General features: G+C 68.2%; 22 protein-coding genes and 1 pseudogene. 7 read left to right on the top strand and 16 right to left on the bottom strand.

All coding sequences use genetic code 11. The features are described 5' to 3' along the window. The first annotated feature begins 47 nt into the window (after window positions 1-47). Window positions 48-494, top strand: coding sequence for an anthrone oxygenase family protein (locus EXE63_RS17505; protein ID WP_168142994.1), 447 nt, complete (start codon window positions 48-50; stop codon window positions 492-494). On the opposite strand, the gene lfrA is transcribed toward EXE63_RS17505, so the two are convergent. From lfrA to EXE63_RS17520, 3 genes are read right to left on the bottom strand one after another with little or no spacing between them, the layout of a single operon-like run. Further along, on the bottom strand, window positions 442-1980 hold the full coding sequence (lfrA, locus tag EXE63_RS17510; protein WP_168142995.1) for an efflux MFS transporter LfrA: 1539 nt from the start codon (window positions 1978-1980) through the stop codon (window positions 442-444). The two genes, EXE63_RS17505 and lfrA, sit on opposite strands and share 53 nt — an antisense overlap. Then, window positions 1977-2540 carry a TetR/AcrR family transcriptional regulator gene (locus EXE63_RS17515; RefSeq protein ID WP_168142996.1) on the bottom strand — a complete coding sequence of 188 codons (564 nt, stop codon included), beginning with the start codon at window positions 2538-2540 and terminating at the stop codon, window positions 1977-1979. Before EXE63_RS17515 ends, lfrA begins: the two co-directional genes overlap by 4 nt. A 55-nt stretch (window positions 2541-2595) precedes the next feature. After that, entirely contained in the window at window positions 2596-3360 is a 765-nt protein-coding gene (locus EXE63_RS17520; RefSeq protein ID WP_168142997.1) for an RDD family protein, read from the bottom strand. A gap of 27 nt (window positions 3361-3387) precedes the next feature. On the opposite strand from EXE63_RS17520, the gene EXE63_RS17525 reads away from it, so the two are divergent. Beyond that, complete coding sequence (locus tag EXE63_RS17525) at window positions 3388-4380, top strand: stage II sporulation protein M (RefSeq protein WP_168142998.1); 993 nt, start codon at window positions 3388-3390, stop codon at window positions 4378-4380. Here the strand turns inward: EXE63_RS17525 and EXE63_RS17530 are convergent. The 5 genes from EXE63_RS17530 to EXE63_RS17550 are packed head-to-tail and all read right to left on the bottom strand — an operon-like array spanning window position 4377 to window position 9426. After that, a complete protein-coding gene (locus tag EXE63_RS17530; RefSeq protein ID WP_168142999.1) occupies window positions 4377-5699 on the bottom strand; it encodes a DUF58 domain-containing protein in 1323 nt (440 codons plus the stop codon). The genes EXE63_RS17525 and EXE63_RS17530 overlap by 4 nt on opposite strands. Continuing rightward, window positions 5696-6661 carry an AAA family ATPase gene (locus EXE63_RS17535; RefSeq protein ID WP_105364806.1) on the bottom strand — a complete coding sequence of 322 codons (966 nt, stop codon included), beginning with the start codon at window positions 6659-6661 and terminating at the stop codon, window positions 5696-5698. The genes EXE63_RS17530 and EXE63_RS17535 overlap by 4 nt, the downstream gene beginning before the upstream one ends. Further along, window positions 6658-7761: a DUF4350 domain-containing protein gene (locus EXE63_RS17540; RefSeq protein ID WP_168143000.1), complete on the bottom strand. Its 1104-nt coding sequence runs from the start codon at window positions 7759-7761 to the stop codon at window positions 6658-6660. The genes EXE63_RS17535 and EXE63_RS17540 overlap by 4 nt, the downstream gene beginning before the upstream one ends. Then, window positions 7758-8357 (bottom strand): DUF4129 domain-containing protein, encoded by a 600-nt coding sequence (locus EXE63_RS17545; RefSeq protein WP_168143001.1) that lies wholly within the window; start codon window positions 8355-8357, stop codon window positions 7758-7760. The genes EXE63_RS17540 and EXE63_RS17545 overlap by 4 nt, the downstream gene beginning before the upstream one ends. Before the next feature lies 1 nt (window position 8358). Beyond that, window positions 8359-9426 (bottom strand): DUF7847 domain-containing protein, encoded by a 1068-nt coding sequence (locus EXE63_RS17550; RefSeq protein ID WP_168143002.1) that lies wholly within the window; start codon window positions 9424-9426, stop codon window positions 8359-8361. Between the two features lie 34 nt (window positions 9427-9460). On the opposite strand from EXE63_RS17550, the gene EXE63_RS17555 reads away from it, so the two are divergent. Next, window positions 9461-9925, top strand: coding sequence for a GatB/YqeY domain-containing protein (locus tag EXE63_RS17555; protein ID WP_168143003.1), 465 nt, complete (start codon window positions 9461-9463; stop codon window positions 9923-9925). Here the strand turns inward: EXE63_RS17555 and EXE63_RS17560 are convergent. Together EXE63_RS17560 and EXE63_RS17565 are read right to left on the bottom strand one after the other, a co-directional pair. After that, window positions 9896-10105 (bottom strand): three-helix bundle dimerization domain-containing protein, encoded by a 210-nt coding sequence (locus EXE63_RS17560; RefSeq protein WP_168140747.1) that lies wholly within the window; start codon window positions 10103-10105, stop codon window positions 9896-9898. The two genes, EXE63_RS17555 and EXE63_RS17560, sit on opposite strands and share 30 nt — an antisense overlap. 57 nt (window positions 10106-10162) lie before the next feature. Beyond that, window positions 10163-10993, bottom strand: a complete 831-nt coding sequence (locus tag EXE63_RS17565; RefSeq protein WP_168143004.1) for an acyl-CoA thioesterase — start codon at window positions 10991-10993, stop codon at window positions 10163-10165. A 160-nt stretch (window positions 10994-11153) separates the two neighbouring features. Between EXE63_RS17565 and EXE63_RS17570 the strand changes: the two genes are divergently transcribed. Then, window positions 11154-11834: a DUF305 domain-containing protein gene (locus tag EXE63_RS17570; RefSeq protein WP_168143005.1), complete on the top strand. Its 681-nt coding sequence runs from the start codon at window positions 11154-11156 to the stop codon at window positions 11832-11834. A gap of 13 nt (window positions 11835-11847) precedes the next feature. Here EXE63_RS17570 and EXE63_RS17575 read toward each other — a convergent pair whose 3' ends face one another. The 3 genes from EXE63_RS17575 to ripB are packed head-to-tail and all read right to left on the bottom strand — an operon-like array spanning window position 11848 to window position 14446. Further along, entirely contained in the window at window positions 11848-12996 is a 1149-nt protein-coding gene (locus EXE63_RS17575) for a sensor histidine kinase (RefSeq protein WP_168143006.1), read from the bottom strand. Then, window positions 12993-13748 carry a response regulator gene (locus EXE63_RS17580; RefSeq protein ID WP_168143007.1) on the bottom strand — a complete coding sequence of 252 codons (756 nt, stop codon included), beginning with the start codon at window positions 13746-13748 and terminating at the stop codon, window positions 12993-12995. Before EXE63_RS17580 ends, EXE63_RS17575 begins: the two co-directional genes overlap by 4 nt. 20 nt (window positions 13749-13768) lie before the next feature. Beyond that, window positions 13769-14446, bottom strand: a complete 678-nt coding sequence (gene ripB, locus EXE63_RS17585) for an NlpC/P60 family peptidoglycan endopeptidase RipB (protein WP_168143008.1) — start codon at window positions 14444-14446, stop codon at window positions 13769-13771. A 449-nt stretch (window positions 14447-14895) separates the two neighbouring features. Between ripB and EXE63_RS17590 the strand changes: the two genes are divergently transcribed. Further along, window positions 14896-16914, top strand: coding sequence for a heavy metal translocating P-type ATPase (locus tag EXE63_RS17590; RefSeq protein ID WP_168143009.1), 2019 nt, complete (start codon window positions 14896-14898; stop codon window positions 16912-16914). Window positions 16915-16933: 19 nt separating this feature from the next. On the opposite strand, the gene EXE63_RS17595 is transcribed toward EXE63_RS17590, so the two are convergent. Next, complete coding sequence (locus tag EXE63_RS17595) at window positions 16934-17605, bottom strand: hypothetical protein (protein WP_234904539.1); 672 nt, start codon at window positions 17603-17605, stop codon at window positions 16934-16936. A gap of 98 nt (window positions 17606-17703) precedes the next feature. Continuing rightward, the gene (locus tag EXE63_RS17600) at window positions 17704-18051 is read right to left on the bottom strand and encodes an ArsR/SmtB family transcription factor (protein ID WP_168143011.1); all 348 of its coding nucleotides are present in this window, start codon (window positions 18049-18051) and stop codon (window positions 17704-17706) included. A gap of 86 nt (window positions 18052-18137) precedes the next feature. Here EXE63_RS17600 and EXE63_RS17605 point away from each other — a divergent pair, with 86 nt between their 5' ends. After that, window positions 18138-19475 (top strand): NAD(P)-binding domain-containing protein, encoded by a 1338-nt coding sequence (locus EXE63_RS17605; RefSeq protein ID WP_168143012.1) that lies wholly within the window; start codon window positions 18138-18140, stop codon window positions 19473-19475. Next, window positions 19472-20743 (top strand): MFS transporter, encoded by a 1272-nt coding sequence (locus EXE63_RS17610; RefSeq protein WP_168143013.1) that lies wholly within the window; start codon window positions 19472-19474, stop codon window positions 20741-20743. The genes EXE63_RS17605 and EXE63_RS17610 overlap by 4 nt, the downstream gene beginning before the upstream one ends. On the opposite strand, the pseudogene EXE63_RS17615 reads toward EXE63_RS17610, so the two are convergent. Continuing rightward, window positions 20682-23313, bottom strand: a pseudogene (locus EXE63_RS17615) (excinuclease ABC subunit UvrA). The gene EXE63_RS17610 and the pseudogene EXE63_RS17615 overlap by 62 nt on opposite strands. Window positions 23314-23445 lie beyond the last annotated feature (132 nt).

Below are 23445 nucleotides of genomic sequence, written 5' to 3' on the forward strand. Positions count from 1 at the left end.
CGTCCATGAGTGGTCTCCCTCGCCGGTCGGCGGGGGAGACTACTCGTATGTTCAGCCCTGTTCTGGTGTTGACCGTGGTGACTGCCGTCGGTAGCGCGGCGGTCGGCGGTCTCTTCTACGCCTTCTCGACGTTCGTCATGCGCGGCCTGGACCGCACCGATCCCGCCGAAGCGACCGTGGCGATGCGCGGGATCAATGCCGAAGCCCAGGCGAACGCGCCATTCCTGGTGCTGTTCCTGGGAACCGGCGCGCTGGCACTGGTGCTTGCCGTTGTCGCGGCCATCAACGGGGACGGCTATCTGCTGGCGGGTGCGGTGCTCGCGTTGCTGCCGACGGTCATCACGATCGCCTTCAACGTGCCTTTGAACAATCGGCTGGAGGCCGGCCTGGACTGGGCGTCCTATCTGGGGCCGTGGACCGCGTGGAACCACGGCCGGACGGTCACCGGTCTGCTGGGAGCGGTGCTGCTGGTGATCGCCGGAACGCGACGATGACGATCACAGCGGCCGCGAGGGCCAGTGTCGCCGCCAAGGTCGCGGTCGGTGCGATCCCCGAATCGAAGGCGGTATGCGCCGATTCCAGCAGCTTCTGCGCGGTCGGCGCGGGCAACTCGCGCGCCACCGCGGTCGCGCCCCCGATGCTCTCCGCTGCGTCCCCGGCCTGAACGGGGGTCAGCCCGGCGGGTACATCGACGTTGGAGCGGTAGAACGCCGTGAAGATGGTGCCGAGTGTCGCCGCGCCCACCACCGCGCCCAGCTCGTATGCCGTCTCCGAAACGGCCGATGCAGCACCGGCTTTCGCCGCCGGCACCGAGGCCACGATGGTGTCGTTCGAGATCGTCTGCGAAACACCGACACCGAGTTCGAGCACGATGAACGACACGATGATCGCGGCCACCGACAGATCGTGTCGGAACAGCAGGATCAAGATGAAGCCGGCCGCGATGAACACCAGGCCGAAGACGATCAGGGTCTGAGCGCTGAAGTGCTTGGCCGCCTTGACCACCGAGATGCCGGCGATCATCGAAACCACGGCGCCGGGCAGGGTGACCAGACCGGCCTCCAGCGGGCTCAGCCCGAGAACCAGCTGCAGGTGCTGGGACACGAAGAAAATGAACCCGATCAGCCCGACGATCGACAGGAAGTTCGCCAGCACCGACGAGGTGAACGGCCCCGAGCGGAACAGCTCCATGTCGAGCATCGGTATGGGCCTGCGGTTCTGGCGCCGCACGAACAGCACGCCTGCGCCGATGCCCACCACGACCGCGGCCGCGACGAGCAGCGACGGACCGTCGTGCGCGGCGGTCTTGATGGCCCAGACCAGCGGCAGCATGGCCACGAAGGACAGCACCACGCTGACCAGGTCCAGCGGGCCCGGGTTCGGGTCACGGGACTCGGGCACCAACTTCGGTGCCAGGATCAGCAGCGGCAGCAGGATCGGGATGGCGATCAAAAAGACCGAGCCCCAATGGAAATGCTCGAGTAACGCGCCACCGACGATCGGCCCGAGGGTCGATCCGGCAGTGAAACAGGAGGCCCAGATGGCGATGGCCAGCCGGCGTGCCGATGCCTCGGTGAAGATGTTGCGGATCAACGACAGCGTCGAAGGCATCAGCATGGCGCCGAAGAAGCCGAGCACGGCGCGGGCGAGCACCAGCATCTCGGCGCTGGGCGCAAACGCCGCCACGGCGGACACGATGGCAAAACCGGCGGCACCGATCATCAACAGCCGCCGCCTGCCGATGCGGTCCCCGAGGCTGCCCATGGCGACCAGAAGGGCCGCCAGCACCAGCGAGTACACATCGACGATCCACAACTGGGTGGACGCCGCGGGCCGGAAATCCTCGGCGATCGCCGGGAGCGCGAAGGCCAGGACGGTGTTGTCGATCGCGATCAGCATCACCGGCAGGGTCAGGACCGCGAGCGCTATCCAGGACCGTCGTGGTGTGGTCGTCGGCGGTGTTGCCGACCGGGTGGTCATTTGATGGTTCCTTCGGTGAGGCTGTTCATGATGGCGTCGACGATCTGGTGTCGCGGTGTGCGGTCCTGCTTCATGGCTTCATAGCCCGACAGCAGCAGTGACCAGAACACCCGTCGTGACCACCCGGGCGGGTATTCCGGCTTGTCCGCGCTGGCGCGCGCCAGGATCTCGGCGATCGCCTCATCACCGGTGTCGAGGTGGGCGGCCAGGTCGGGATCGGCCTGAATCGTCGGCTCGGTGTAGGCGAAGAGCACGATCGGCCCCAGGTCGAGTTGGCTTTCCACCACCCGGCGCAGCGCGGCGTGCACGGGACCGCAGTGCGGGTCGGCGGCTTCGATGGCGGCATTGCTGGCGGCGTGCACCTGCAGGGCGACCGCGCGGAGCAGATCGCTGCGCTCGGGGAAGTGCCGGTGCAGCGTGCTGCGCCCGACACCGGCGACCTCGGCGATATCGGTCAGGGTGGCCGCCGGATTGTCCGTGATGACCGAGATGGCGGCCTCGATGATGGCGCGCCGGGTGCGGCCACGCGCACCCGGTTCACCCATGTCAAGGACACTCATGCCGCCAACTGTAGCAACATTATCCCAAAATGGGACATTCGTGTCCCATTTTGGTTCAGGTGGGTGGCCTCACCTGTAGTCGGGCCAGTTCGCGGCGGTGCCGCTCGGCAAGCACGGCGGCCAGTACGTACTCCGGTGGCGCGCCGGGCGGCGGCGGCGGAGCGATGCGCGTCACCACGTCACCGGCGATCCGGTGCGCCATCTGTTCGCGCATCCCGGGCTCCAGCTGGGCGGCCCGGGACAGGAACTGCCGCGCCATATCGGCCTGCTCGCCGCCGAGCCCGGACAGCTGCAGGCTCGCCGCCCACCAGGCCAGTTCCGGCGGCATCGGCGGCGGCGGATTCAACTTCGGGGCCCGCTCGCTGATCACCATGGTGCCGGCGAACACGTCGCCGATCCGCTTCCCCCGCGGTGAGAGCATGCTGCAGATGACCGCGGGCCCCCCGGTCAGCATCCAGATCTCGATGACGCTGGCCAGGGCGCGAAAAACTGCCTGCCGCAACCGCTCTGGGCCACCGTCGTCGGAGACCACCCGCAGTCCCAGGGCCATCTTGCCCAACGATCTGCCGCGGGTGGCGGTTTCGAACACCACCGGATACCCGACGAGAACGAGCACCATGAAGATGAGCAGCACCGCCGCCGAGAGCGCCGGGTCCAGCTCGGACAAGGTCAGCGCCCACAACATCGCCAGTACCGCATAACCGGTGGCCATCACCGCGACGTCGATCAGCGCCGCCGCGGCCCGCACCGGCAACTGGGCGATCGACACCTCGAGCTGGACGGCGTCACCGGTCACCACGGGTTCTGGCTGGAAGACCATGCACCAGACGCTACTAGGATCGCAGGAGTGGATGTCGACGCGTTCGTGCTCGCCCACAGGCCGACATGGGACCGCCTCGAGCACCTGGTCAAGCGGCGCCGCAGGCTGACCGGAGCCGAGGTCGACGAGCTCGTCGACCTGTATCAGCGGGTGTCGACCCATCTCTCGATGGCGCGCAGCGCGACCGGTGACGCGGTGCTGGTCGGCAGGCTCTCGGGTCTGGTGGCGCGGGCGCGCGCCGCGGTCACCGGCGCGCACGCACCGCTGGGCAGTGAGTTCGTCCGGTTCTGGACCGTCTCGTTCCCGGTCGTCGCCTACGACTGCCGGCGCTGGTGGCTGGGTTCGGCGCTGAGCTTTCTGGTCGTCGCGATCGTGATCGGATTCTGGGTCGCCGGTAGCCCGGAGGTGCGGGCCACCCTGGGCACGCCGGCCGAGCTCGAGCAGTTGATCAACCACGACTTCGAGTCCTATTACAGCGAGAACCCGGCGGGGTCGTTCGGGCTGCGGGTGTGGGTGAACAACGCGTGGGTGGCCGCGCAGTGCATTGCCTTCGCCATCCTGTTGGGCCTGCCGATTCCCTGGGTGCTGTTCCAGAACGCCGCCAATGTCGGGGTGTCCGGCGGGCTGATGTTCGGTGCCGGGAAGGGCGATCTGTTCCTCGGGCTGCTGACCCCGCACGGCCTGCTGGAGTTGACGGCGGTGTTCCTGGCCGCCGCGGCCGGAATGCGGCTGGGCTGGTCGGTGATCGCACCGGGGGACCGGCCGCGCGGACAGGTGCTGGCCGAACGGGGCCGCGCGGTGGTCTCGGTGGCCGGGGGGCTGGTCGTGGTGCTGCTGATATCCGGGTTGATCGAGGCGCTGGTGACCCCGTCACCACTGCCGACCTACGCCCGCATCGCGATCGGTGTCGGCGCCGAGATCGCCTTCCTGGCCTATGTGTTCCACTTCGGGCGCAAGGCATCGCGGGCCGGGGAGACCGGCGATCTCGACGATGCACCGGACGTGGTGCCCACCGGTTAGAGCTTCCCGGCTGCCTTCATGGCGAGGTAGCGGTCCGCCAGGGCCGGCGCGAGGTCATCGGGGAGTGCGTCGATGACGTCGACGCCGTGGTTGCGTAGCCGGGTGGCGATCATGTGCCGCTCGGTGCGGGCGCGTTCGGCCGCTGCGGCGTCGTACGCCTGCGCGGCATCGGCGCGGCCGGCCGCCAGCGCATCCACCCGGGGGTCGGCGACGGCCGCCAGCATCACCTGGTGCTTCGCACACAATTGCGGCAGCACGCTCATCAGACCCTCGTCGAGGGCGGAGGCGTTCAGATCGGTGAGCAGGACGACCAGGGCCCGGCGGCGCACCCGTCGCTGCACCGCGGCGACCATCGCCGCGGCATCGGATTCCACCAGTGCCGGCTGCAGGGGCACCATCGCGGTCACCAGCTGGGCGAGTAGTTCGCGGCGGGACGCGTTGAACAGGCCGGCCCGGGTGATCCGGTCGTGGGCAAGGAAATCCACGTGATCACCGGCCCGGGCCGCCAGCGCCGCCAGCAGCAGTGCCGCATCCATCGACCAGTCCAGCCGCGGCCAGCCCGCCGGATCCGAAGACAGCGGGTCCACCCCGATCCGCCCCGCCGATGTCCGCCCGGTGTCCAGCACGATGACCACCCGCCGGTCACGTTCGGGACGCCAGGTGCGGACCACCACGTCGGCTCGGCGGGCAGTCGCGCGCCAGTCGATGGACCGCACATCGTCCCCGACGACGTATTCACGCAGCGAATCGAATTCGGTGCCCTGGCCGCGGATCAGGATCGGCACCATGCCGTCGAGCTCGCGCAGTTTGGCCAGACGCGAGGGCAGGTGCTTGCGGGACAGGAACGGCGGCAGGATGTGCACCCGCCAGGGCACCTCATGAGAGCGTTGCCGCCCGGCCAGTCCGAGTGGGCCGACGGTGCGCACGGTGACCTGTGCACCGTCCTGGTCGCCGCGTCGCGCGGGTGTCAAGGTGGTGACCAGACGCGCCCGCCCACCGGCCGGGATGACGACCGGCCGGGTCCGCGGATGTGCCCGGGCGCTGGGCGCCCACGCATCGCGAATCTCACCGCGCACCCGCCGCGCCCCCGGATTGTGCACCTCCACGGTGATGTCCACCGGCTGCCCCAGCCGGGCCGAGGTGTCACCCGAGCGGGACAGCACCAGCTGTCGGGGGCTCGCTGCCAGCGCGGTATCGGCGATCAGCACGACGGCGATCACCACCAGCGCGACGGCGAAAGTCGTAGCGGGCCAGGGCGATACCACGATCGGCAGGATGCCGATCGACGCCAGCAGGCCGGCCCGGCCGGTGAGAATCACCAGCGTGGCACCGGGACCGAGGCCAGGATGCCGTCGAGCACGCCGTCGGGGCTGGCGCCTTCGAGCTCGGCCTCCGGTCGTAATGCGATCCGGTGGCGCAAAGTGGGCCTGGCCATCGCCTTGACATCGTCGGGTGTCACGTAGTCGCGTCCGGACAGCCAGGCCCAGGATCGTGCCGTGGCCAGCAGGGCGGTCGTTCCGCGCGGGGAGACCCCGAGTTGCAGGGCCGGGGAATGCCTGGTGGCGCCGGCGATGTCGACGAGGTAGCCGAGGATCTCCTGGGCCACCAGGACCTTGCGTACCGCCGCGCGGCCGGCGGCCAGTTCGGCGGGCCCGGCGACCGCGGTGAGCCCGGACAGATCGCGGGGGTCGAATCCGGCGGCATGTCTGCCCAGGATGGCGATCTCCTGATCGCGCGGCGGCAGCGGGACATTCAGTTTCAGCAGGAAACGGTCCAGTTGGGCCTCGGGAAGTTGGTAGGTGCCCTCGTACTCGATGGGGTTCTGGGTGGCCGCCACGATGAACGGGTCCGGCAGCGGACGGGCCTGTCCGTCGACGGTGACCTGTCGTTCCTCCATCGCTTCCAGCAGCGCCGCCTGGGTTTTCGGCGGGGTGCGGTTGATCTCGTCGGCCAACAGCAGGTTGGCGAACACCGGGCCGGCCCGAAATTCGAACTCCGCGGTGCGGGCGTCGTACACCAGGGATCCGGTGACATCGCCGGGCATCAGGTCCGGGGTGAACTGGACCCGTTTGAAATCCAGCTGCAGCGTGGCGGCCAGGCTGCGTACCAGCAGCGTCTTCGCCACGCCCGGTACGCCTTCGAGCAGCACGTGGCCGCGGCAGAGCAGCGCGATGACGAGTCCGCTGACCACGGCGTCCTGGCCGACCACGGCCTTGGAGATTTCGGTGCGCAGCGCGAGCAGCGCCTCCCTGGCGGCATCCGGGTGCGAAGGTGACGTCACGACTGTGCGACCTGCCTTTCGAGATCATCGAGGTGGTGGGCGAGTTCGAGAAGTTCGGCGTCGGTCTCGGGGGCCGGACCGAACAGCACGGAGCCGAAGTCCCGGCCGACACGTTGGGTGAGCGCCGCGGTGACCGCCGGTGGCGACGCGGAGCGCCCGAGGCCGAGTCGGGGAAGCAGGCGGGCGAGCGCCGCGGTGCGCAGTGCGTCGGCCGCGCGGTCACGTGCGCGGTGGGAGCGGTACAGCCGGGCCCGGCCCTCCACCGTCTCCGAGGCCCGCACCACGACGGGCAGTTGCTCGGCGACCAGCGGCCCCAGTCGGCGCCCGCGCCACCAGGCGACCAGCACCACCGCGAGGCACAACTGCAGGACCGCCCAACCGACCTGGCTGGGTGCCAGATCCAACAACGATGCCTCACCGGAGGATTCGCCCTGCAGCCGCTGCGGCGCATACCAGATCACCCGGTCGCGGGTGCCGGCCAGATTCATCGCCAGGGCCGCGCTGCCCTGACCCAGCAGGCCGGCGTTGGTCATGAAGTCCGCGCTGCCGACCACGGTGGTGGTGCGTCCGGATTCTGCGAAGCGCACCAGCGCACCGTCATAGCAGCGCGTGACCGGCAGGTCGCCGTCGCTGCGGTAGCTGTCGCTGATGCCGAACTGCACGTCACCCGATGTCACGGCTTCCCGCAGATCGCAACCGGGTTGGCCGCCGAACTGCACCGAACCGTCCAGCCGGATCGACGGTGCCAGTCGTTCCCGGGTGCGTGCGGCGGGGGCGACCAACAACCGGTCGCCGGGAAGCTCGGCCAGTGTGGCCAGACCGGCGTCGTCGAGCAGGAAAAAGGTCTGCGCGATGACGACCAGCGTGTCCGGACGCGCCGCCGCGGCGACATCATCGACGCCCTCGGCGACCACCACGTCGACCCCCTGGTCCGCCAGAAGCGCGACCAGAGCGTGCGCGCCGTCGGGGGAGGTCGAGTCGGCCTCCATCAGGCCACCCGGACGCGGCGCGGTGAGATAGGTGCTGAGCGTGGACACCAGCGCAATCACCAACAGCGCGAGGAGAACCCAGCGTGCTGTCCGCCAACGTTGCTTCGTCACGGTGTGCCCGCCCGCAGCAGCTCACGATCCAGTGCGGCGATCTGCCGGTAGCCGGTTTCGGTGCCCTGCTGTGCCCCGTAGCTGACGCCGTTGAACGTGTCGGCCGCATAACCGAATTCGGCTTCCAGGTCGGGCCGCGCCGCGGCGGCGTCGTGGGCCAGCTCGGTCGCCGTGCGACCGGGCACCGCATCCAGGAAGCCCGTCTCCTCGAGCCCACGCGCCACCGCGCGTAACCGGTGCCGGATGGCCAGCGCCCAATCGCCTTGTGCAGCACACCTCTCGGCCTCGGCGCGGTGTTGTGCGGCGCTGAGGTCATGGCCACCGAACAGCGAGCGTGCCGATCCGCGATTCGTGCGCATGGTGCGCCGGGCGATCCGGATCGCCACGAAGACCGCCACGGCGATGACGGTCAGCAGCAGCGCCAGGGTGATCCAACCGCCCGGTAACCACGATCCGTTCGTGAAGACCTTGTAGAGGATCTCGTCGAGCCAGGCCAGCAGTTGTTCGGTCAGTGACGGTCGGGGATAGATCGGCTTGCCGAGTTCGCGCTGGGCAGCATCGTGCGCGGCGTCGCCGTCGATGTTGATACCGGTCACGTCAGGGCCGTCGGGTCAGCCACAGGTAGTCGGTGGAATCGGCGGGGGAGGCCGGACCGATACCGGCGCCGGTCTGCAGCACGAGGTCGAAGGCCTCGGCGCGGATGCGGCGATCGGTGTACTGCAGTACCACCACCCCGGCGGTGAACGGGGCGGTGAGGATCTGCCCGATCGCGCCGCCGATGGAGGCGAGCGCCAGCCCGGCCAGTGCGGTGCCGGCCGAACCGCCCATGATGATCAGCGCCTGCGATCCGAGGCTGAACGGCATGGCGACCGCCCCGGAGATGAGCCCGGCGACCAGCACCGCCAGCAGCCGGATACCGAGAACTCGCCAGAAGTCATGGCGCACCAGGGCAAAGGACCGCTCGATCGCGGCGAGGACGGGGAGTCGCTCCAGCACGATCAGGGTGGGCGCGAAGCTGAGCTTGGTGAACAGGAATGCCAGCGCCACAACCGAACCGAGCACCAGTGGCAAGCCCACGGCGAATGCGAACCAGCCGTTCAGGGCGAATGCGACCGCGGTGATGACCCCGGCGACCGCCGCCACCAGCAGGACAGCACCCAACGATTCCAGCGCGGCGTAGACCAGCAGCGCGAGCAGTCTGCCCTTCACCCGCTGCCATGCCTCGGCGATGGTGATGGGCGAGCCGAACACCGCCCGGCCGACGATCACCGTGAGCAGTCCGCTGAGCAGAATCGTCGAGATCCAGGTGGCCAGACCACCGGCCAGAGCGCCGAGGACGGACCCGACCAGGATCGAGACGTCGGGATCAGGGCCGGTCAGATTCGGCGGCTCCAGGATCCCGCTGGCGGCCAACGGCCCGAACTGCAGAAGCAGGGCCAACAATTGGGCGATGACGACGACGATGGCGGTGACGCCCAGGGTGGTCTTCGGGTTGGCCCGGATATATGCGAAGGCTCCGTTGAAGATGTCGGACAGGTTCAGCGGGCGCAGCGCGATGATGCCGGGCTTGATGGGCGGCTGATAGTACGGCGGCGGTTGGTGGTATGTGGGGTAGGGAGGCGGTGGCGGGTAGTACGGGTAGTACCCGCCTGCGTCGCTACTCATGGTTCCATCCTGTCATTGGCGTAGCGTCGCAGCCATGTCGGAATTGAAGGCCAGGCTGCGGACCGATCTGACTGCGGCGATGAAGGCCCAGGACAAACTGCGCACCGCGACGTTGCGCATGTTGCTGGCATCGATCCAGTCCGAAGAGGTTTCGGGCAAACAGGCCCATGAGCTCTCCGACGAGGATGTGCTGAAGGTGCTGGCGCGGGAGGCGAAGAAACGCGGTGAGGCCGCCGAGATCTACACCCAGAACGGGCGCGGTGAGCTGGCGGCCAACGAGCACGCCGAGGCCCGGGTCATCGACGAGTACCTGCCCACACCGTTGACCGATGCCGAGTTGGCCGATGTGGTGGACACCGCGCTGGCCCAGGTCGCCGAGGAACTCGGTGAGCGGCCCGGGGCCAGGCAGATGGGTCAGGTGATGAGGGCGGCCACCATCATCGCCGCCGGCAAGGCCGACGGGGCCCGGTTATCCGCGGCGGTGAAGGCTCGCCTGTAGCTCCGCGTGGGCGCGGCGCTCGACGAGCAGCGCGACGTAGTCGCGGACCGTGCTGGTGATGAAGTGTTTGTGGGCCTGCGCGACGGTGGCACTGACCTGCTCCGCGGGCACATCGGTGAAACGTTTCATGAGGCGGTCTTGGACGTTCGCGATCTGTTCACCTTCATCGATCTTGAGCACAGCAAGATCTTTGTTGACCGTCGACGAACTGGTCAAATCGGTGCGGCGCGTCTTTGCTCACACGCGGTCAGGAACACCTCCCGGGTCGCTGGTTTCCGGCCCGCCGAGCCGCCACAGGGCCTGCTGGCTGGTGTTGGCGATCAGCGAGCCGTTCTCGTCGTACAACCCGCCGACGACCAGTCCGCGGGAGTGGCTGTTGCCCAGCGAGTCGACCTCATAGCGGTGCCAGGCATCGGGGCGGAACGGCCGGTGAAACCACACCGAATGGTCCAGGCTGGCGGCGTAGCCGACGTCCTCACCGACCGGGGTGCCGGGCGGACGTGCGGCGGGCACCGGGCCCAGGTCCGACATGTAGGTCAGGGTGCAGGCCCGGATCAGCGGATCGTCTTCGATCCGGTCGCGGGTGCGGATCCAGAACGGCGGGACCGCGAACGGGGAGTCGTCGTCGGGATTGCACCGCAGTTCGAACCGGTCGACCACGTCCAGGTCCGGGTTCTTCGCGATGGCGTCGTCGAATTCGACGCCGGGCGCCCGCGGCGGGAACCAGTCCGCGCCCGGTTCATCGAGGTGGAAGGACGCGATCATCTCCAGGATGACCTTGCCCTGCTGGCGGGCGGTGACCCGGCGGGTGTCGAAGGACCGGCCATCGCGGGTGCGCTCGACCTGCAGTTCGACATCGACCCCGTGCTGTCCACCGCGGACGAAGTAGGCGTGCAGCGATTGCGGCCGCTTGTCGGGATCGACGGTCGCGCCCGCGGCGCCCAGCGACTGGGCGGCGATGAGTCCGCCGAACAGCCGCGCCCCCGGCCCGCTCCACTGCGGGGCGATGAACACATCGCCGTCGCGGTCGAAGTCGAGCAGGCCGGCGATCCAGCTCGTGGTGGTCATACTCGGACCGTATCAACCGCTTGGTTGGGCCCCGGCGGGGGTGGACGCCACCGGGCAGCGCAAGCCCATCTTCATCAGATCTTTATCGGACGTCGAGCCGACCCATACCCGGGCGTCCGACGCTGAAGAGGTCACAGTGTGTACCCAGAAGGGATGTGCGATGCAGCGTCATCGGTATGGATACGGGGTCGCGGCGCTGACTGCGTCGGCTCTGTTCGTCAGTGCCTGTTCGGGGACGGCGAGCACCGGCGAGGCATCGTCTGTCACCACGTCGGTGTCGACATCGGCCAGTGCTTCGGCCGACGCCGGCACGCACAACGATGCCGACGTGGCATTTGCGCAGGGCATGATCCCGCACCACGAGCAGGCGATCGAGATGAGCGACATGCTCCTCTGGAAGCAGGGTGTGGATCCTGCGGTGGTCTCGTTGGCCGACACGATCAAGGGCGCTCAGGCGCCCGAGATCGAGACGATGCAGGGTTGGTTGCAGCAGTGGGGCGTCCCGGCTGCACCCGCGACGAGCGGTGCCGATATGCCCGGCCACAACATGCCCGGTCACGACATGTCGGGCGGGGGCGGTATGGGCGATATGCCGGGTATGGGTGGCGGCGGTCACGGCATGATGTCCGAAGCCGACATGGCGGCGCTGCAGAACGCGCAGGGCGCCGAGGCCGGGCGGTTGTTCTTGGAGCAGATGATCACGCACCACGAGGGCGCCATCGTGATGGCCCAGCAGGAAATCGACAACGGCCAGTTCCCGGCGGCCGTCGACATGGCGCGCAGCATCGTCTCGTCGCAACAAGCGGAGATCGAGAAGATGCGGACCCTGCTCGCCGAGTAGGACGCCCGGCGGCTCAGCGGGCGGCGGCGGATATGGGCAGGTCGACCGTGAAGGTCGCGCCGGTCCCGGGTCCCGCGCTGGACACCGAGATGGTTCCGCCGTGCGCTTCGACGAGGGCTTTCGCGATGGCGAGACCGAGGCCGGCCCCGCCGTGCTCACGGTCGCGGGCGGCGTCCGCGCGGTAGAACCGTTCGAAGATCTTGGGCTGGTGTTCGGTGGCGATGCCTTCGCCGTTGTCGGCGACGGCGATCGACACGCTGTCGCCGACGCGGGTGCAACTCAGCTGGACGGAGCCTCCGGGTGGTGTGTGGAGCAGGGCGTTGTCGAGGAGGTTGGCGAGCACCTGCGCCAGCCGTTGTTCGTCAGCCCAGAGGGCCGGAAGCGCGGGGTGCCGGCTCAGGCCGACACCCACCCCCTTGCTGTCGTAGCGCGCCTGGGCGGCGGCGATGCAGCGACGGGCAACAGCGCCGGCGTCGATCAGGCTGTGCGTCAGAGAAAATGAGCTCTCCTCGGCTCTGGCGAGTGCGGCCACATCGTCGGAGAAGCGCACCAGCCTGCTGGTTTGGTCGCGCAGCATGGCCGCGGTCTCGGGTGTCAGGGTGCGGACGCCGTCTTCGAGTGCCTCCATGTAGGCCTCCAGTACGGCCACCGGGGTTCGGATTTCGTGTGCGAGGTCGCCGAACAATCGTTGTCGCGTCGAGTCGACGGTCTGCAGGCGGGACGCCATCTGGTTGAAGGCAATGGCGAGTGCGTCGAAGTCGTCGCCGAGGCGCGGTGGCGCGACTCGGGTGTCGTACCTGCCCAAGGTCACCGCCCTGGCTGCCGAGGCGACCTCGGTGACCGAGCGCTGCAGACGCCGGCTGACGTAGAAGCTGACGGCCAACGCGACCAACGCCGACACCGCCACCGCGACCCCGATCGAGATGACGGTGGCGTAGCCATAGGCCTCTTCGGCGTGGACTTCCTCGGCGGAATCTGCCGGCACCCCGGCTCGGTGCAGGTGCTCGCGGAACAGCGGCGGGCCGACGATGGCGGCCACGGCGGTGGTTGTCAGGGCGCCGGTGATCACCACGATGGCTTGAGCGGCCAGCAGTCGCAGTCCGATGCCGGGACGGTGAGACCGGCGTCGTTCGGGCGATCTGAGCTGTGGGTCTGCGGTCATTGTCCGGAGCCCATGCGGTATCCGACCCCACGCACCGTGGTGATGTATCGCGGTTGGGCGGCATCGTCGCCGAGCTTGCGTCGAAGATGTCCGATGTGGACGTCGACGAGGTGCTCGTTGCCCACCCACGGGCCGTCTCGCACGATCTCGAGCAGTTGACGGCGACTGAGGACCACGCCCGGGCGGCCCGACAGAACTTCGAGGATGTCGAACTCCGTGCGGGTCAACAGGATCGGCTCACCATCGACGTGCACCTCGCGGGCCGCCACATCGATGATCAGCAGCCCGAACCGCCGAGGTGGCACCTGCTGGGATTCGGAGGTGGCCGTCGTGGCGTGCAGCAGGCGTGGGCGACGCAGCATGGCTCGGATGCGCGCGACGAGCTCGCGTGGGCTGAAGGGTTTGGTGATGTAGTCGTCGGCCCCGACGGTGAGGCCGAGGACGGTGTCGATCTCGGCGTCGCGGGCGGTGAGCATCACGACGTAGGCGTCGGAGAAGGTACGCAGCTGGCGGCACACTTCCAGGCCGTCGATGCCGGGCAGACCGAGGTCGAGGATGACGACGTCGGGATCCAATTCGCGCGCCACGGCGATGGCATCGATGCCGTTGTCGGCGACGATGGCCTCGAACTGCTCGCGTCGCAGATAGCTGGCCACCACCTCGGCCAGCGGCACCTCATCGTCGACGACGAGGGCGCGGTACCCCTTCGCGTGCTCCATGGTGTTCATGGTGCCCGCCGGTGGCGTGATCATGGGCGGATCGTCATGCAGGCTCAACTTTCGATGATGCGCACGGCATGCGGGGTCATGCCCGCCATGCGCACCGGTGACACCTTGACGGGCACGCCCGTCTGCTGTGCCTCGATCATTCGGCCCCCGCCGAGGTAAATGGCTTCGTGTTGTCCGCCGCCGGGTCCCCAGAACAGCAAATCGCCGCGTTGTGCTTCGGACAGGGGAACTTTGCGGCCGGCCCCGTATTGGTCGCCGGAGTAGCGCGGCAGCAGCACCCCCACGCCGGCGAAAGCGAATCGGGTGAGCCCGGAGCAGTCGAATCCGACAGTTCCGGCGCCCTGGTTGACTCCGCGGCTGGGGCCATCGAGAGTGCCTCCACCCCAGGAGTAGGGCACGCCGAGCTGAGTGCCTGCTCGGCGGATCACGTGCTCGATGGCCTGTGCGCCATACAGTCGGTTGCTGCGGATACTCGTCGCCGGGCTCGACGGGGAACCGAGGATGCCCAGGCCACTCAAGAAACGCCGGCCCATGTTGACAGCGGTCTGCGTTGCCGCGGCGCTCGCCTGCAACGACGCATTGGCAATGGCGACGGGGTCGCCTGGAGCGCCGGCGCTGACCACCTTGGGTAGCAGAGGATCCCAGTGTCCACCGGTGTGTTCCGCTGTTGCGGACGGTGCACACAGGACCACCCCCAACGTAGCGGCTGCGCAGATTGCCATGAGACGTCGTCGGTGGCTGCGGGCAGGTGACGGCACCGAGCGTGCACGTCGAATACCGAATCTCACATCGTTCTCCCTCGTGCCTCACCGGTGATGTGTTGTCGCGCCACTGCGGCTCTCGCGGATTCAAAGGTGTGACAACAAAGTACGTACTGAGTACGTAGATCACACTAGTTCACATTGGTCACATTGGAAACAGGGGGTTCCGAATTCCCGTGATGAAATTCTTTGCACCAGAACTGATGTGAGCATGCGCGGAGTCGGCCCGGTCGGCGGCGGATCCTGTACTTCCGCTATTTCTTCGGTGAAGATTCCGTAAAGGTGAGGATTGCCCGGTACCCGGGGTATATGTTGGGAGATATACCCGGTAGGGGTATATCTGGAATGGGGACGTGCGGATCCTCGGCGAAGCATCATCGAACCGCTGGTCGACGAAGAGCGGGACGGATATGACACACCAACACCAACACCAGGGCCACGGCGGCCACGGCGATCACGTCGCCCAATTTCGGAAACTGTTCTGGATCAACCTGATCATCGCCATACCGGTCGTGCTGTTCTCGGCCATGTTCGCCATGCTTGTCGGCTACGACATTCCGGACTTCCCTCTCGCACAGTGGATTGCGCCCCTGCTTGGCACAGTGATGTACGCCGTTGGCGGACGCCCCTTCCTCACCGGCGCCGTCGGCGAGCTCCGTTCCCGCAAACCGGGAATGATGTTGCTGATCGGACTCGCCATCACCGTCGCGTTCCTCGCGTCCTGGGGAGCAAGCCTGGGTCTGCTGCACCATGAGCTCGAATTCTGGTGGGAACTGGCGCTCCTCATCGTCATCATGCTGCTGGGCCACTGGGTGGAGATGCGCTCGCTGGCCCAGACGACATCGGCACTGGACTCGTTGGCCGCTCTCCTGCCCGACGAAGCCGAAAAAGTCGACGGCGACCGCACCGTGACGGTGTCCCCGGCGGATCTGCGCGTCGGTGATCTGGTGGTGATCCGCCCCGGCGGAAGTGTTCCCGCCGATGGCACGATCGTCGATGGACGCGCCGACATGGACGAATCGATGGTCACCGGTGAATCCCGACCCGTGGCCCGGGGAGTCGGAGAATCGGTGACCGCCGGCACCGTCGCCACCGATTCCGGTCTGCGCGTGGAGATCACCGCCACCGGCGACGATACCGCGCTGGCCGGTATCCAGCGCCTGGTCACCGAGGCGCAGAACTCCACATCACGAGCTCAGCGTCTCGCCGACCGCGCCGCTGGATGGCTGTTCTGGTTCGCGCTCGCCGCCGCTGCCACCACCGCGCTGGTCTGGGCCATCGCCGGGGATCCGGATGCCTCCGTCGTACGCGCGATCACCGTTCTCGTCATCGCCTGCCCCCACGCTCTGGGCCTGGCCATCCCGCTGGTAGTCTCCATCGCCACCGAGCGCGCCGCACGCGGCGGCGTTCTGATCAAAGATCGGCTCGCACTGGAGGGGATCCGCACCGTGGATGCGGTGCTCTTCGACAAGACCGGCACCCTCACCAAAGGCGAACCCACCGTCACCGCCATCGAGACCGTCGGCGACCTCGATGCAGCAACCATGCTCGCGCTGGCCGCCGCGGCTGAGGCCGACAGTGAACACCCGCTGGCCAAGGCGATCGTCAGGGCGGCCGATGACCGCGGGCTCGACGTCCCCCGCGCCACCGGCTTCTCCTCGTCTCCGGCCGTGGGGGTCACCGCAACCATCGACGGCCGCGAAGTGCGGGTGGGCGGCCCGCGCCTGCTCGAAGAACTCGACCAACGCGAAGTCCAGGCCGCCCCGCAATGGCGGGAGAACGGTGCCATCATCCTGCACGTGGTGCGAGACGGCGCCGTCATCGGTGGTGTGAGCCTGGCCGACGAAGTCCGTCACGAATCCCGCGAGGCCGTCGACGCCTTGCACAAGCTCGGCGTGGAAGTCGTCATGATCACCGGTGATGCGCAGGCCGTTGCCGACGCCGTCGGGCGCGAACTCGGCATCGATCGCGTCTTTGCCGGCGTCCGGCCCGAAGACAAAGCCTCCAAAGTGTCTGCACTGCAACGTGAAGGCAAGAAGGTCGCCATGGTCGGCGACGGGGTCAACGACGCCCCCGCGCTGGCCCAGGCCGATGTCGGCATTGCGATCGGAGCAGGCACCGATGTCGCGATCGCTTCAGCGGGCGTCATCCTGGCCAGTTCGGATCCGCGCTCGGTGCTGTCGGTGATCGAACTGTCCCGCGCCAGTTACCGCAAGATGAAACAGAACCTGTGGTGGGGCGCCGGGTACAACCTCGTCTCCGTGCCGCTGGCCGCCGGAATCCTGGCGCCCGTCGGCTTCGTGCTGCCGATGTCGGTCGGCGCAATCCTGATGTCGATGTCCACCATCGTCGTCGCGCTCAACGCGCAATTGTTGCGGCGTCTCGATCTCCGACCGGAGGTCAGCGCGAAAGCCGTGCTGGACCGCTGAGCACGCCACCGGAGATGGGTCATTCGTGATGGTCGTGATCGCCGTGGCCGTCGAGCGGCTGAGCCGGCACGGCGGTGGCATCGACGGGGAGAGGGGCCGCCGGGGCCTGGGCCGGCTTGACGTTCAGCGGGACTGCCGCATCCCGGTCGTGCCCGTCATGGCCGTCTGCATGATCGATTTCCCCGCCGTGATGGCCATGTTGTTGCCCGGAGGCCACACCGACCGTCGAGGCCAATGCGACGACACCGACCGCACCGATGAGGACCGCGGCGCTCGAGAACGCCGAAATCGGCGCCCCGTGCAGCCCGCGGTACCAGATCCAGGAAGCGCCCATGACGACGTAGATCTGCAGCAACAGCGCACACAGATCGGCGGCCTGCACCACTTCCGGTTCGCCCGCGTGGGGACCGAACGGGGCACCCGAGGTCCGGGTCACCACCCACAGCGCCACCGCACCCACATTGAGGGCGATCCCGGCGGCCAGCACCGCTGTCGTGGTCCTGACCAGGACGACCCGCGCCCAGATCAACTGCAGGAGCGCAAGCGACACGAAGAACAACCCGGACAGCGCCCATTCCCGCCAATGTGCCGGAGCGACGCCGAAGTGGACGAGCGCGGCGCCGAAGGAGGCGAGCGCGGCACAACGAGCAGCCAGCCTGCTGTCGGACCTCGGCGCCGCCTTGATTGCCACCGTCCGATGATGACAGCGCAGCCCGGGGAAGGGCTTGGGCGACATCACATCTCAACCCGACCGAGATTCTTCCGTCACCGTCGCGGTCGGCGCCCGGTCTAGACCCGAGTCGACACCGCGGCGGCGATGCGATCCAGAGCCTCCGAAATGACCCGGTAGTAGGCCCACTTGCCGCGTTGTTCGCGACTGACCAGGCCGACATCGACCAGCATTCTCATGTGGTGTGAGACCGTGGGCTGGCTCAAACCCAGCGGTCCGGTGAGATCGCAGATGCAGGCTTCGCCGCCTTCGGAGGCCGCGATGAGGGACACCAGCTTGACCCGAGCCGGATCGCCGAGCGCTTTGAACACCGACGCAAGACGTTCGGCGGCAGCGGAATCCAAGGCGCCACCGGTCAGCGGCGAGCAGCAGGCAGTCACATCGCCGACGGTCACGGAAGCGGTCACGTCTTCATGATGACATACATATTGACAAACATCGATACATCGATCACGATCGATTCATCGAAGGCTGTCGATGAGAGGGTCGAACCATGTCAGAGCTGCCCGTTGTCGTCATCGGTGCCGGACCGTTGGGTTTGGCAGCCGCCGCATACTTGCTGGAGCGCGGTCTGACGCCCCTGGTGCTGGAAGCCGGTGCCGGGCCGGGGGCGGCGGTCCAACAGTGGGAGCACGTCCGCACCTTCTCGCCCTGGTCCGAACTGATCGATCCGGCCGCAGTGCGGTTGTTGGAACCGACTGGCTGGGTGGCTCCCGAATCCGGTTTCCCCACCGGCCGGGAGTGGATCGACGCGTACCTGGCGCCGTTGGCCGATGTGTTGGGCGACGGTGTGCAGTTCGGGACGAAGGTGGAGGCGGTGTCACGGCTGGGCCGGGACCGGCTGGTCAGTCCGGGCCGGGCCGAGACGCCGTTCGTCGTGCATGTCCGCGATGCGGCAGGCGCCGAATACCGGGTGCAGGCGCGGGCGGTCATCGATGCCTCGGGCACCTGGGGTCAGCCCAATCCTGCAGGCGCCGACGGTATCCCCGCGATCGGTGAGCGCGAAGCGGCCGCGGCCGGCGTACTCAGCTACATCCCGCCGACGTTGGCGCAGTCCGCGGCGCTGGCGGGCAAACACGTCGTGGTGATCGGCAGTGGGCACTCGGCGATGACCGCGATCATTCAGCTCGGCGAGGTGGTGCGCACGGACCCGTCGACGTCGGTGACGTGGGTTCTGCGCAGGGGAGTCGGCGAGGACACCTTCGGTGGTGGCGCCGCCGATGAACTCCCGCAGCGTGGCGCCCTGGGTGTGCGGTCACGGGAAGCGGTTGAGGCGGGCCGTGTTTCGCTGCTCACCGGGTTCCGTAGCGAACGCATCGCGTTGGCGGACGGACGCGCGGTCGTGACGGCGGAGGACGGCCGGGCACTGGCGCCGGCCGATCACGTGGTGGTGCTCACCGGGTTCCGGCCGGACCTGTCGTTCCTGTCCGAGATGCGCATCGAGCTCGACCCGATTCTGCAGGCGCCGGTCGCGTTGGCGCCCTCGATCGATCCGAACATGCATTCCTGTGGCAGTGTCTTGCCCCATGGCGCAGCCGAATTGGCCCACCCCGAGCCGGATCTGTACATCGTGGGCATGAAGTCCTACGGACGGGCGCCGACGTTCCTGGCGATGACCGGCTACGAGCAGGTCCGCAGCATCGCCGCCGAACTGGCAGGCGACCACGAGGCCGCCGGCCGTGTCGAGCTCACCCTGCCCGATACCGGCGTGTGCAACGGCGCAGGACTGTTCGACAGCCCCGAGGGGGAGAATGCCGGGGGCGGGTGCTGTGGGCCTGCACCGTCCTCCCCGCAGCCGTTGTCGTTGTCGCTCGACCCTGTGGGCGGATGACGGGGACGCTGCGCTGGGTGCTGTTGACCCTCTGCGTCACCGAGATCACCAGTTGGGGTGTGCTGTACTACGCCTTCACCGTGCTGTCCGAACAGATCAGCGCCGACACCGGCTGGTCGGCGCCCGCGGTGACCGCGGCGTTCTCCGCGGGCCTGGTCACCGCCGCGCTGGTCGGAATCCCGGTCGGCGGGTTGCTGGACCGGGTCGGTCCACGATGGATCATGACCGTCGGTTCGGTGCTGGGCTGTGTGGCGGTGCTGGCGGTGGTGGCCGCGCCGAACTACGGATGGTTCGTCGCGGCCTGGGTGCTGGCGGGGTTGGCGATGAGCGCGGTGTTCTATGCGCCCGCGTTCACCGCCCTGACCCGGTACTTCGGCACCCGCGCCGTGCGCGCGCTGACGGTGCTGACGCTGGTCGCCGGGTTCGCCAGCACCGTCTTCGCGCCGCTGACTGCCGCCCTGGCGGCGCAGATGAGTTGGCGCCAGACCTATCTCGTCCTGGCTGCGGTGCTGGCGGTGATCACGGTTCCCGCCCACTTCTTCGGGCTGCGCCGCCCGTGGCCGTCGATGATCACCGCGCATGAGGTGGAGACGCCGACCCGCACCGCCCGTAGCCTGCCGTTCCTCGCGTTGGTGGCGGCGTTCGCGCTCGCCGGTCTCGCGTCCTATGCGGTGATCGCCAATCTGGTGCCGTTGATGAGCCAGCGCGGCATCAGCACCGGCGCTGCGGCGCTCGCACTCGGCCTCGGTGGTGCCGGACAGGTACTCGGCCGGCTGGGCTATCAAACCCTGGTGCGCCGTGTCGGGGTGGTGCCCCGGACGGTGATCATCATGGCCGGTGTCGCCGCCACCACCGTGCTGCTGGGAGCGTTCAGCAGCTACGGGGCACTGCTGGTCGTGGCCATCGGTGCCGGTGTGATGCGGGGCATCATGACGCTTCTGCAAGCCACGGCCGTCACCGAGCGTTGGGGTCCAACGCATTACGGGCATCTCAGCGGGATTTTGAATGCACCGGTGATGATCGCCACCGCGGTCGGTCCGTTCGTCGGCGCGGCGTTGGCCAGTGTTCTGGGTGGATACGCCGCCATGTTCATCGCCCTGGGCGCGATCGCGGCCGCCGGGGCGCTGCTGGCGATGGCCACCTCGGTGCGGGACCCGGCGGCCGGGCGTCGGCGCCTCTTCGGTGACAGTTCAGAAGCCCCGCACGCTACTGACCCGGCCGGGCGTGTCGTCCACGAAGGTGAACCCGATCGAGGTAGCGCCCGGTGACGCTGGCGGTGGTTTCGGCGATCTCGGCCGGTGTGCCGGTCGCGACGATGGTGCCGCCTGCGGCGCCACCACCGGGACCCATATCGATGACGTAGTCCGCGTTGGCGATCATGTCGAGGTCGTGTTCGATGACGACAACGGTGGCACCCTTCGCGCCGAGGCGGTCGATGACGGCGAGCAGGACGCGGACGTCGAGGGGGTGCAGTCCGACGCTGGGTTCGTCGAGGACGAACAGTGCATCGGATTGCTTGCGGCCGAGTTCTGTTGCGAGTTTGAGCCGTTGCGCCTTGCCGCCCGAGAGTGCCGGAGTGTCCTCGCCGAGCGTGAGATAACCCAGCCCGAGATCGATCAGGGTCTGCAACTTGCGGTGCACCTTCGGCAGATCGGCGGTGACCTCGATCGCCTGCTTCACGGTGAGCGCGAGGAGTTCGGGCAGCGCGAGCCCACCCTCGGTCTCGCGTCGTAAGTCGAATGCCGCCGGCGCGTAACGGCTGCCGTCGCAGTCGGGGCAGGGGATGTCGACGTCGGGGAGGAACTGGACGTCGAGCGAGATCTGCCCCGTGCCCTCGCAGCGCGGACACCGCAGAGAGCCGGTGTTGTAGGAGAAGTCCGACGCTGTCAGGCTGCGGCGGCGCGCCTCGCCGAGGGCGGCGTAGACACGGCGCAGGTCGTCGAGCACGCCGCTGTAGGTGGCGACGGTGGACCGCACGTTGGTGCCGATCGGCGTGGCGTCGACGACGTTGACCCGCTCGATGCCCGACGGGTCGACCGATGCGACGTGCGCAGGTGGTGCGTCACCGATCGCGGCGGCCCGCAGCGCCGGTACGAGGCTCTCCAGGACGAGCGTGGTCTTTGCCGGACCCGGACACCCCGGTGACGGCGGTGAGCCGGCCCTTCGGGATCTCGACGTCGAGTGCGTGCACGGTGTGCAGCGGGCGGGTGGCCAGACGAATCGTGCCGTCGGCGAACAGCTTCGGCGTATTCACGGTGGTGCGCACGCGGACCGGTTCGGTACCGTCGAGAAATCCGGCGATCAGCGATGACGGGTTGGCCACCAGATCGTCGAGCGTGCCCTCGGCCAGAACAGTGCCGCCCTCGCTGCCGGATCCGGGGCCGATCTCGATGAACCAGTCGGCTTCCTGCAGGACCTGCACGTCGTGGTCGACCAGGACGACGGAGTTCCCGTCGCGCAGTAGGTCGCGGATGACGCCGTTGAGGCCGTCGATATTGGACGGATGCAGACCGATGGATGGCTCATCGAGGACGTAGAGCACCCCGGTGGTCTGGTTGCGGACCGCACGGGAGAGCGCTACCCGTTGCCGCTCACCGGTGGACAGCGTGGAACTGGGCCGGTCCAGCCCGAGATACCCAAGACCCAATTCGACGAGCCGCTCCGCCATCTCGAGCAGCTGCGCGACGATGGCGGCCGCCATCGATCGCATGTCGGCGGGCAGGGTGTCGACCACCGACGGTGCCCAGGCGATCACCTCGTCGAGCGTCTTTGCTGTCGCCTCGGCCAGATTGATCCCGGTGACCCGAGGTGCGAGCGCCCGCTCGCTCAGCCGGGTGCCGTGGCACGTCGGGCAGGTGCCGGTGTGGATGAACTTGTTGACCCGGTTGATGCCGCCTTCGCTGGCGGCCTTGTCGAGCGCCTCCTGCACGGCGAGGCGGGCGTTGCGGTAGGTGAAGTTGACCTCGAACAGCTTGCCGCTCTTCGACGGCACCGTGATGCGGTGCTTCTCGGCGGGGCCGCGCAGGACGACGTCCCGTTCGGCGTCGGTGAGATCGCGGTAGGGCACGTCGGTGCGTACGCCGAGTTCGCCCACCATCTGCGGCATGACGGTGAGGCCCATCATCTTCCACGGGGCCACCGCACCGTCGGCGATCGTGCGTGAGGGGTCTGGGACCAGCAGAGCGTCGTCGATCTCCCGCACGACCCCCAGGCCGCCGCAGGTCGGGCATGCCCCGTCGGAGTTGAAGGCCAGCGCTTCGGCGCCCGCCGGGCTGAACGTGACGTCGCAGACCGGGCAGGTCAGGTCCAGGCCGGCGGCGACGTCGATGGTCGGCTTCTGGCGGTGACCGTTGGGGCAGAGGTGTTCGGACAGGCGGGAGAACAACAGGCGCAGGACGTTGAGGAGTTCGGTCGAGGTGCCGAAGGTGCTGCGGGCACCGGGGAGGCCCGGTCGCTGGCGTAGGGCCAGCGCGGCGGGCACGTGACGGACACTGTCGACGGTGGCCTTGGTGGCGTGCGACATCCTGCGCCGCGTGTAGGTCGACAACGCCTCGATGTAGCGACGGGAACCTTCGGCATACAGGACTCCCATCGCCAGAGACGACTTACCCGATCCGGAAACCCCTGCAATGGCCACCATTTGGTTCAAAGGCACGTCGATGTCGACGTGCGCGAGGTTGTGCACGCACGCGCCGCGCACCTCGATGGTCGTGGGTGCGGCCGACCGCTCGCCGGCGGTTCTCTGCTGTCTGGACACCACACGCCCTTCCACGTCACACGACGGGGGAAGCCTATCGGCAACTTCCGACACGAGGCCGGGCTCACAATCGACCGGCATGCATCGCAAGCCGATGCGGCTCGCCTGCTCGCTCATTCGAGGTCGGCACCTGGACCTCATCGCCGCCGGCGACACTGAGCGGGTCGACTGAGCCTTCAGACCGGCGATGTCGTCTCGCGAACGCACCGCGCC

Origin of the sequence: Mycolicibacterium frederiksbergense (genome assembly GCF_012223425.1) — a bacterium.
Taxonomy (GTDB): domain Bacteria; phylum Actinomycetota; class Actinomycetes; order Mycobacteriales; family Mycobacteriaceae; genus Mycobacterium; species Mycobacterium frederiksbergense.

Bases quoted from the DNA above. Each gene is read 5' to 3' on its own strand.
- EXE63_RS17505 (WP_168142994.1), top strand. From the start codon at position 48: ATGTTCAGCCCTGTTCTGGTGTTGACCGTGGTGACTGCCGTCGGTAGC.
- lfrA (WP_168142995.1), bottom strand. From the start codon at position 1,980: ATGACCACCCGGTCGGCAACACCGCCGACGACCACACCACGACGGTCC.
- EXE63_RS17515 (WP_168142996.1), bottom strand. From the start codon at position 2,540: ATGAGTGTCCTTGACATGGGTGAACCGGGTGCGCGTGGCCGCACCCGG.
- EXE63_RS17520 (WP_168142997.1), bottom strand. From the start codon at position 3,360: ATGGTCTTCCAGCCAGAACCCGTGGTGACCGGTGACGCCGTCCAGCTC.
- EXE63_RS17550 (WP_168143002.1), bottom strand. From the start codon at position 9,426: ATGAGTAGCGACGCAGGCGGGTACTACCCGTACTACCCGCCACCGCCT.
- EXE63_RS17555 (WP_168143003.1), top strand. From the start codon at position 9,461: ATGTCGGAATTGAAGGCCAGGCTGCGGACCGATCTGACTGCGGCGATG.
- EXE63_RS17565 (WP_168143004.1), bottom strand. From the start codon at position 10,993: ATGACCACCACGAGCTGGATCGCCGGCCTGCTCGACTTCGACCGCGAC.
- EXE63_RS17570 (WP_168143005.1), top strand. From the start codon at position 11,154: ATGCAGCGTCATCGGTATGGATACGGGGTCGCGGCGCTGACTGCGTCG.
- EXE63_RS17575 (WP_168143006.1), bottom strand. From the start codon at position 12,996: ATGACCGCAGACCCACAGCTCAGATCGCCCGAACGACGCCGGTCTCAC.
- EXE63_RS17580 (WP_168143007.1), bottom strand. From the start codon at position 13,748: ATGATCACGCCACCGGCGGGCACCATGAACACCATGGAGCACGCGAAG.
- ripB (WP_168143008.1), bottom strand. From the start codon at position 14,446: ATGGCAATCTGCGCAGCCGCTACGTTGGGGGTGGTCCTGTGTGCACCG.
- EXE63_RS17590 (WP_168143009.1), top strand. From the start codon at position 14,896: ATGACACACCAACACCAACACCAGGGCCACGGCGGCCACGGCGATCAC.
- EXE63_RS17605 (WP_168143012.1), top strand. From the start codon at position 18,138: ATGTCAGAGCTGCCCGTTGTCGTCATCGGTGCCGGACCGTTGGGTTTG.
- EXE63_RS17610 (WP_168143013.1), top strand. From the start codon at position 19,472: ATGACGGGGACGCTGCGCTGGGTGCTGTTGACCCTCTGCGTCACCGAG.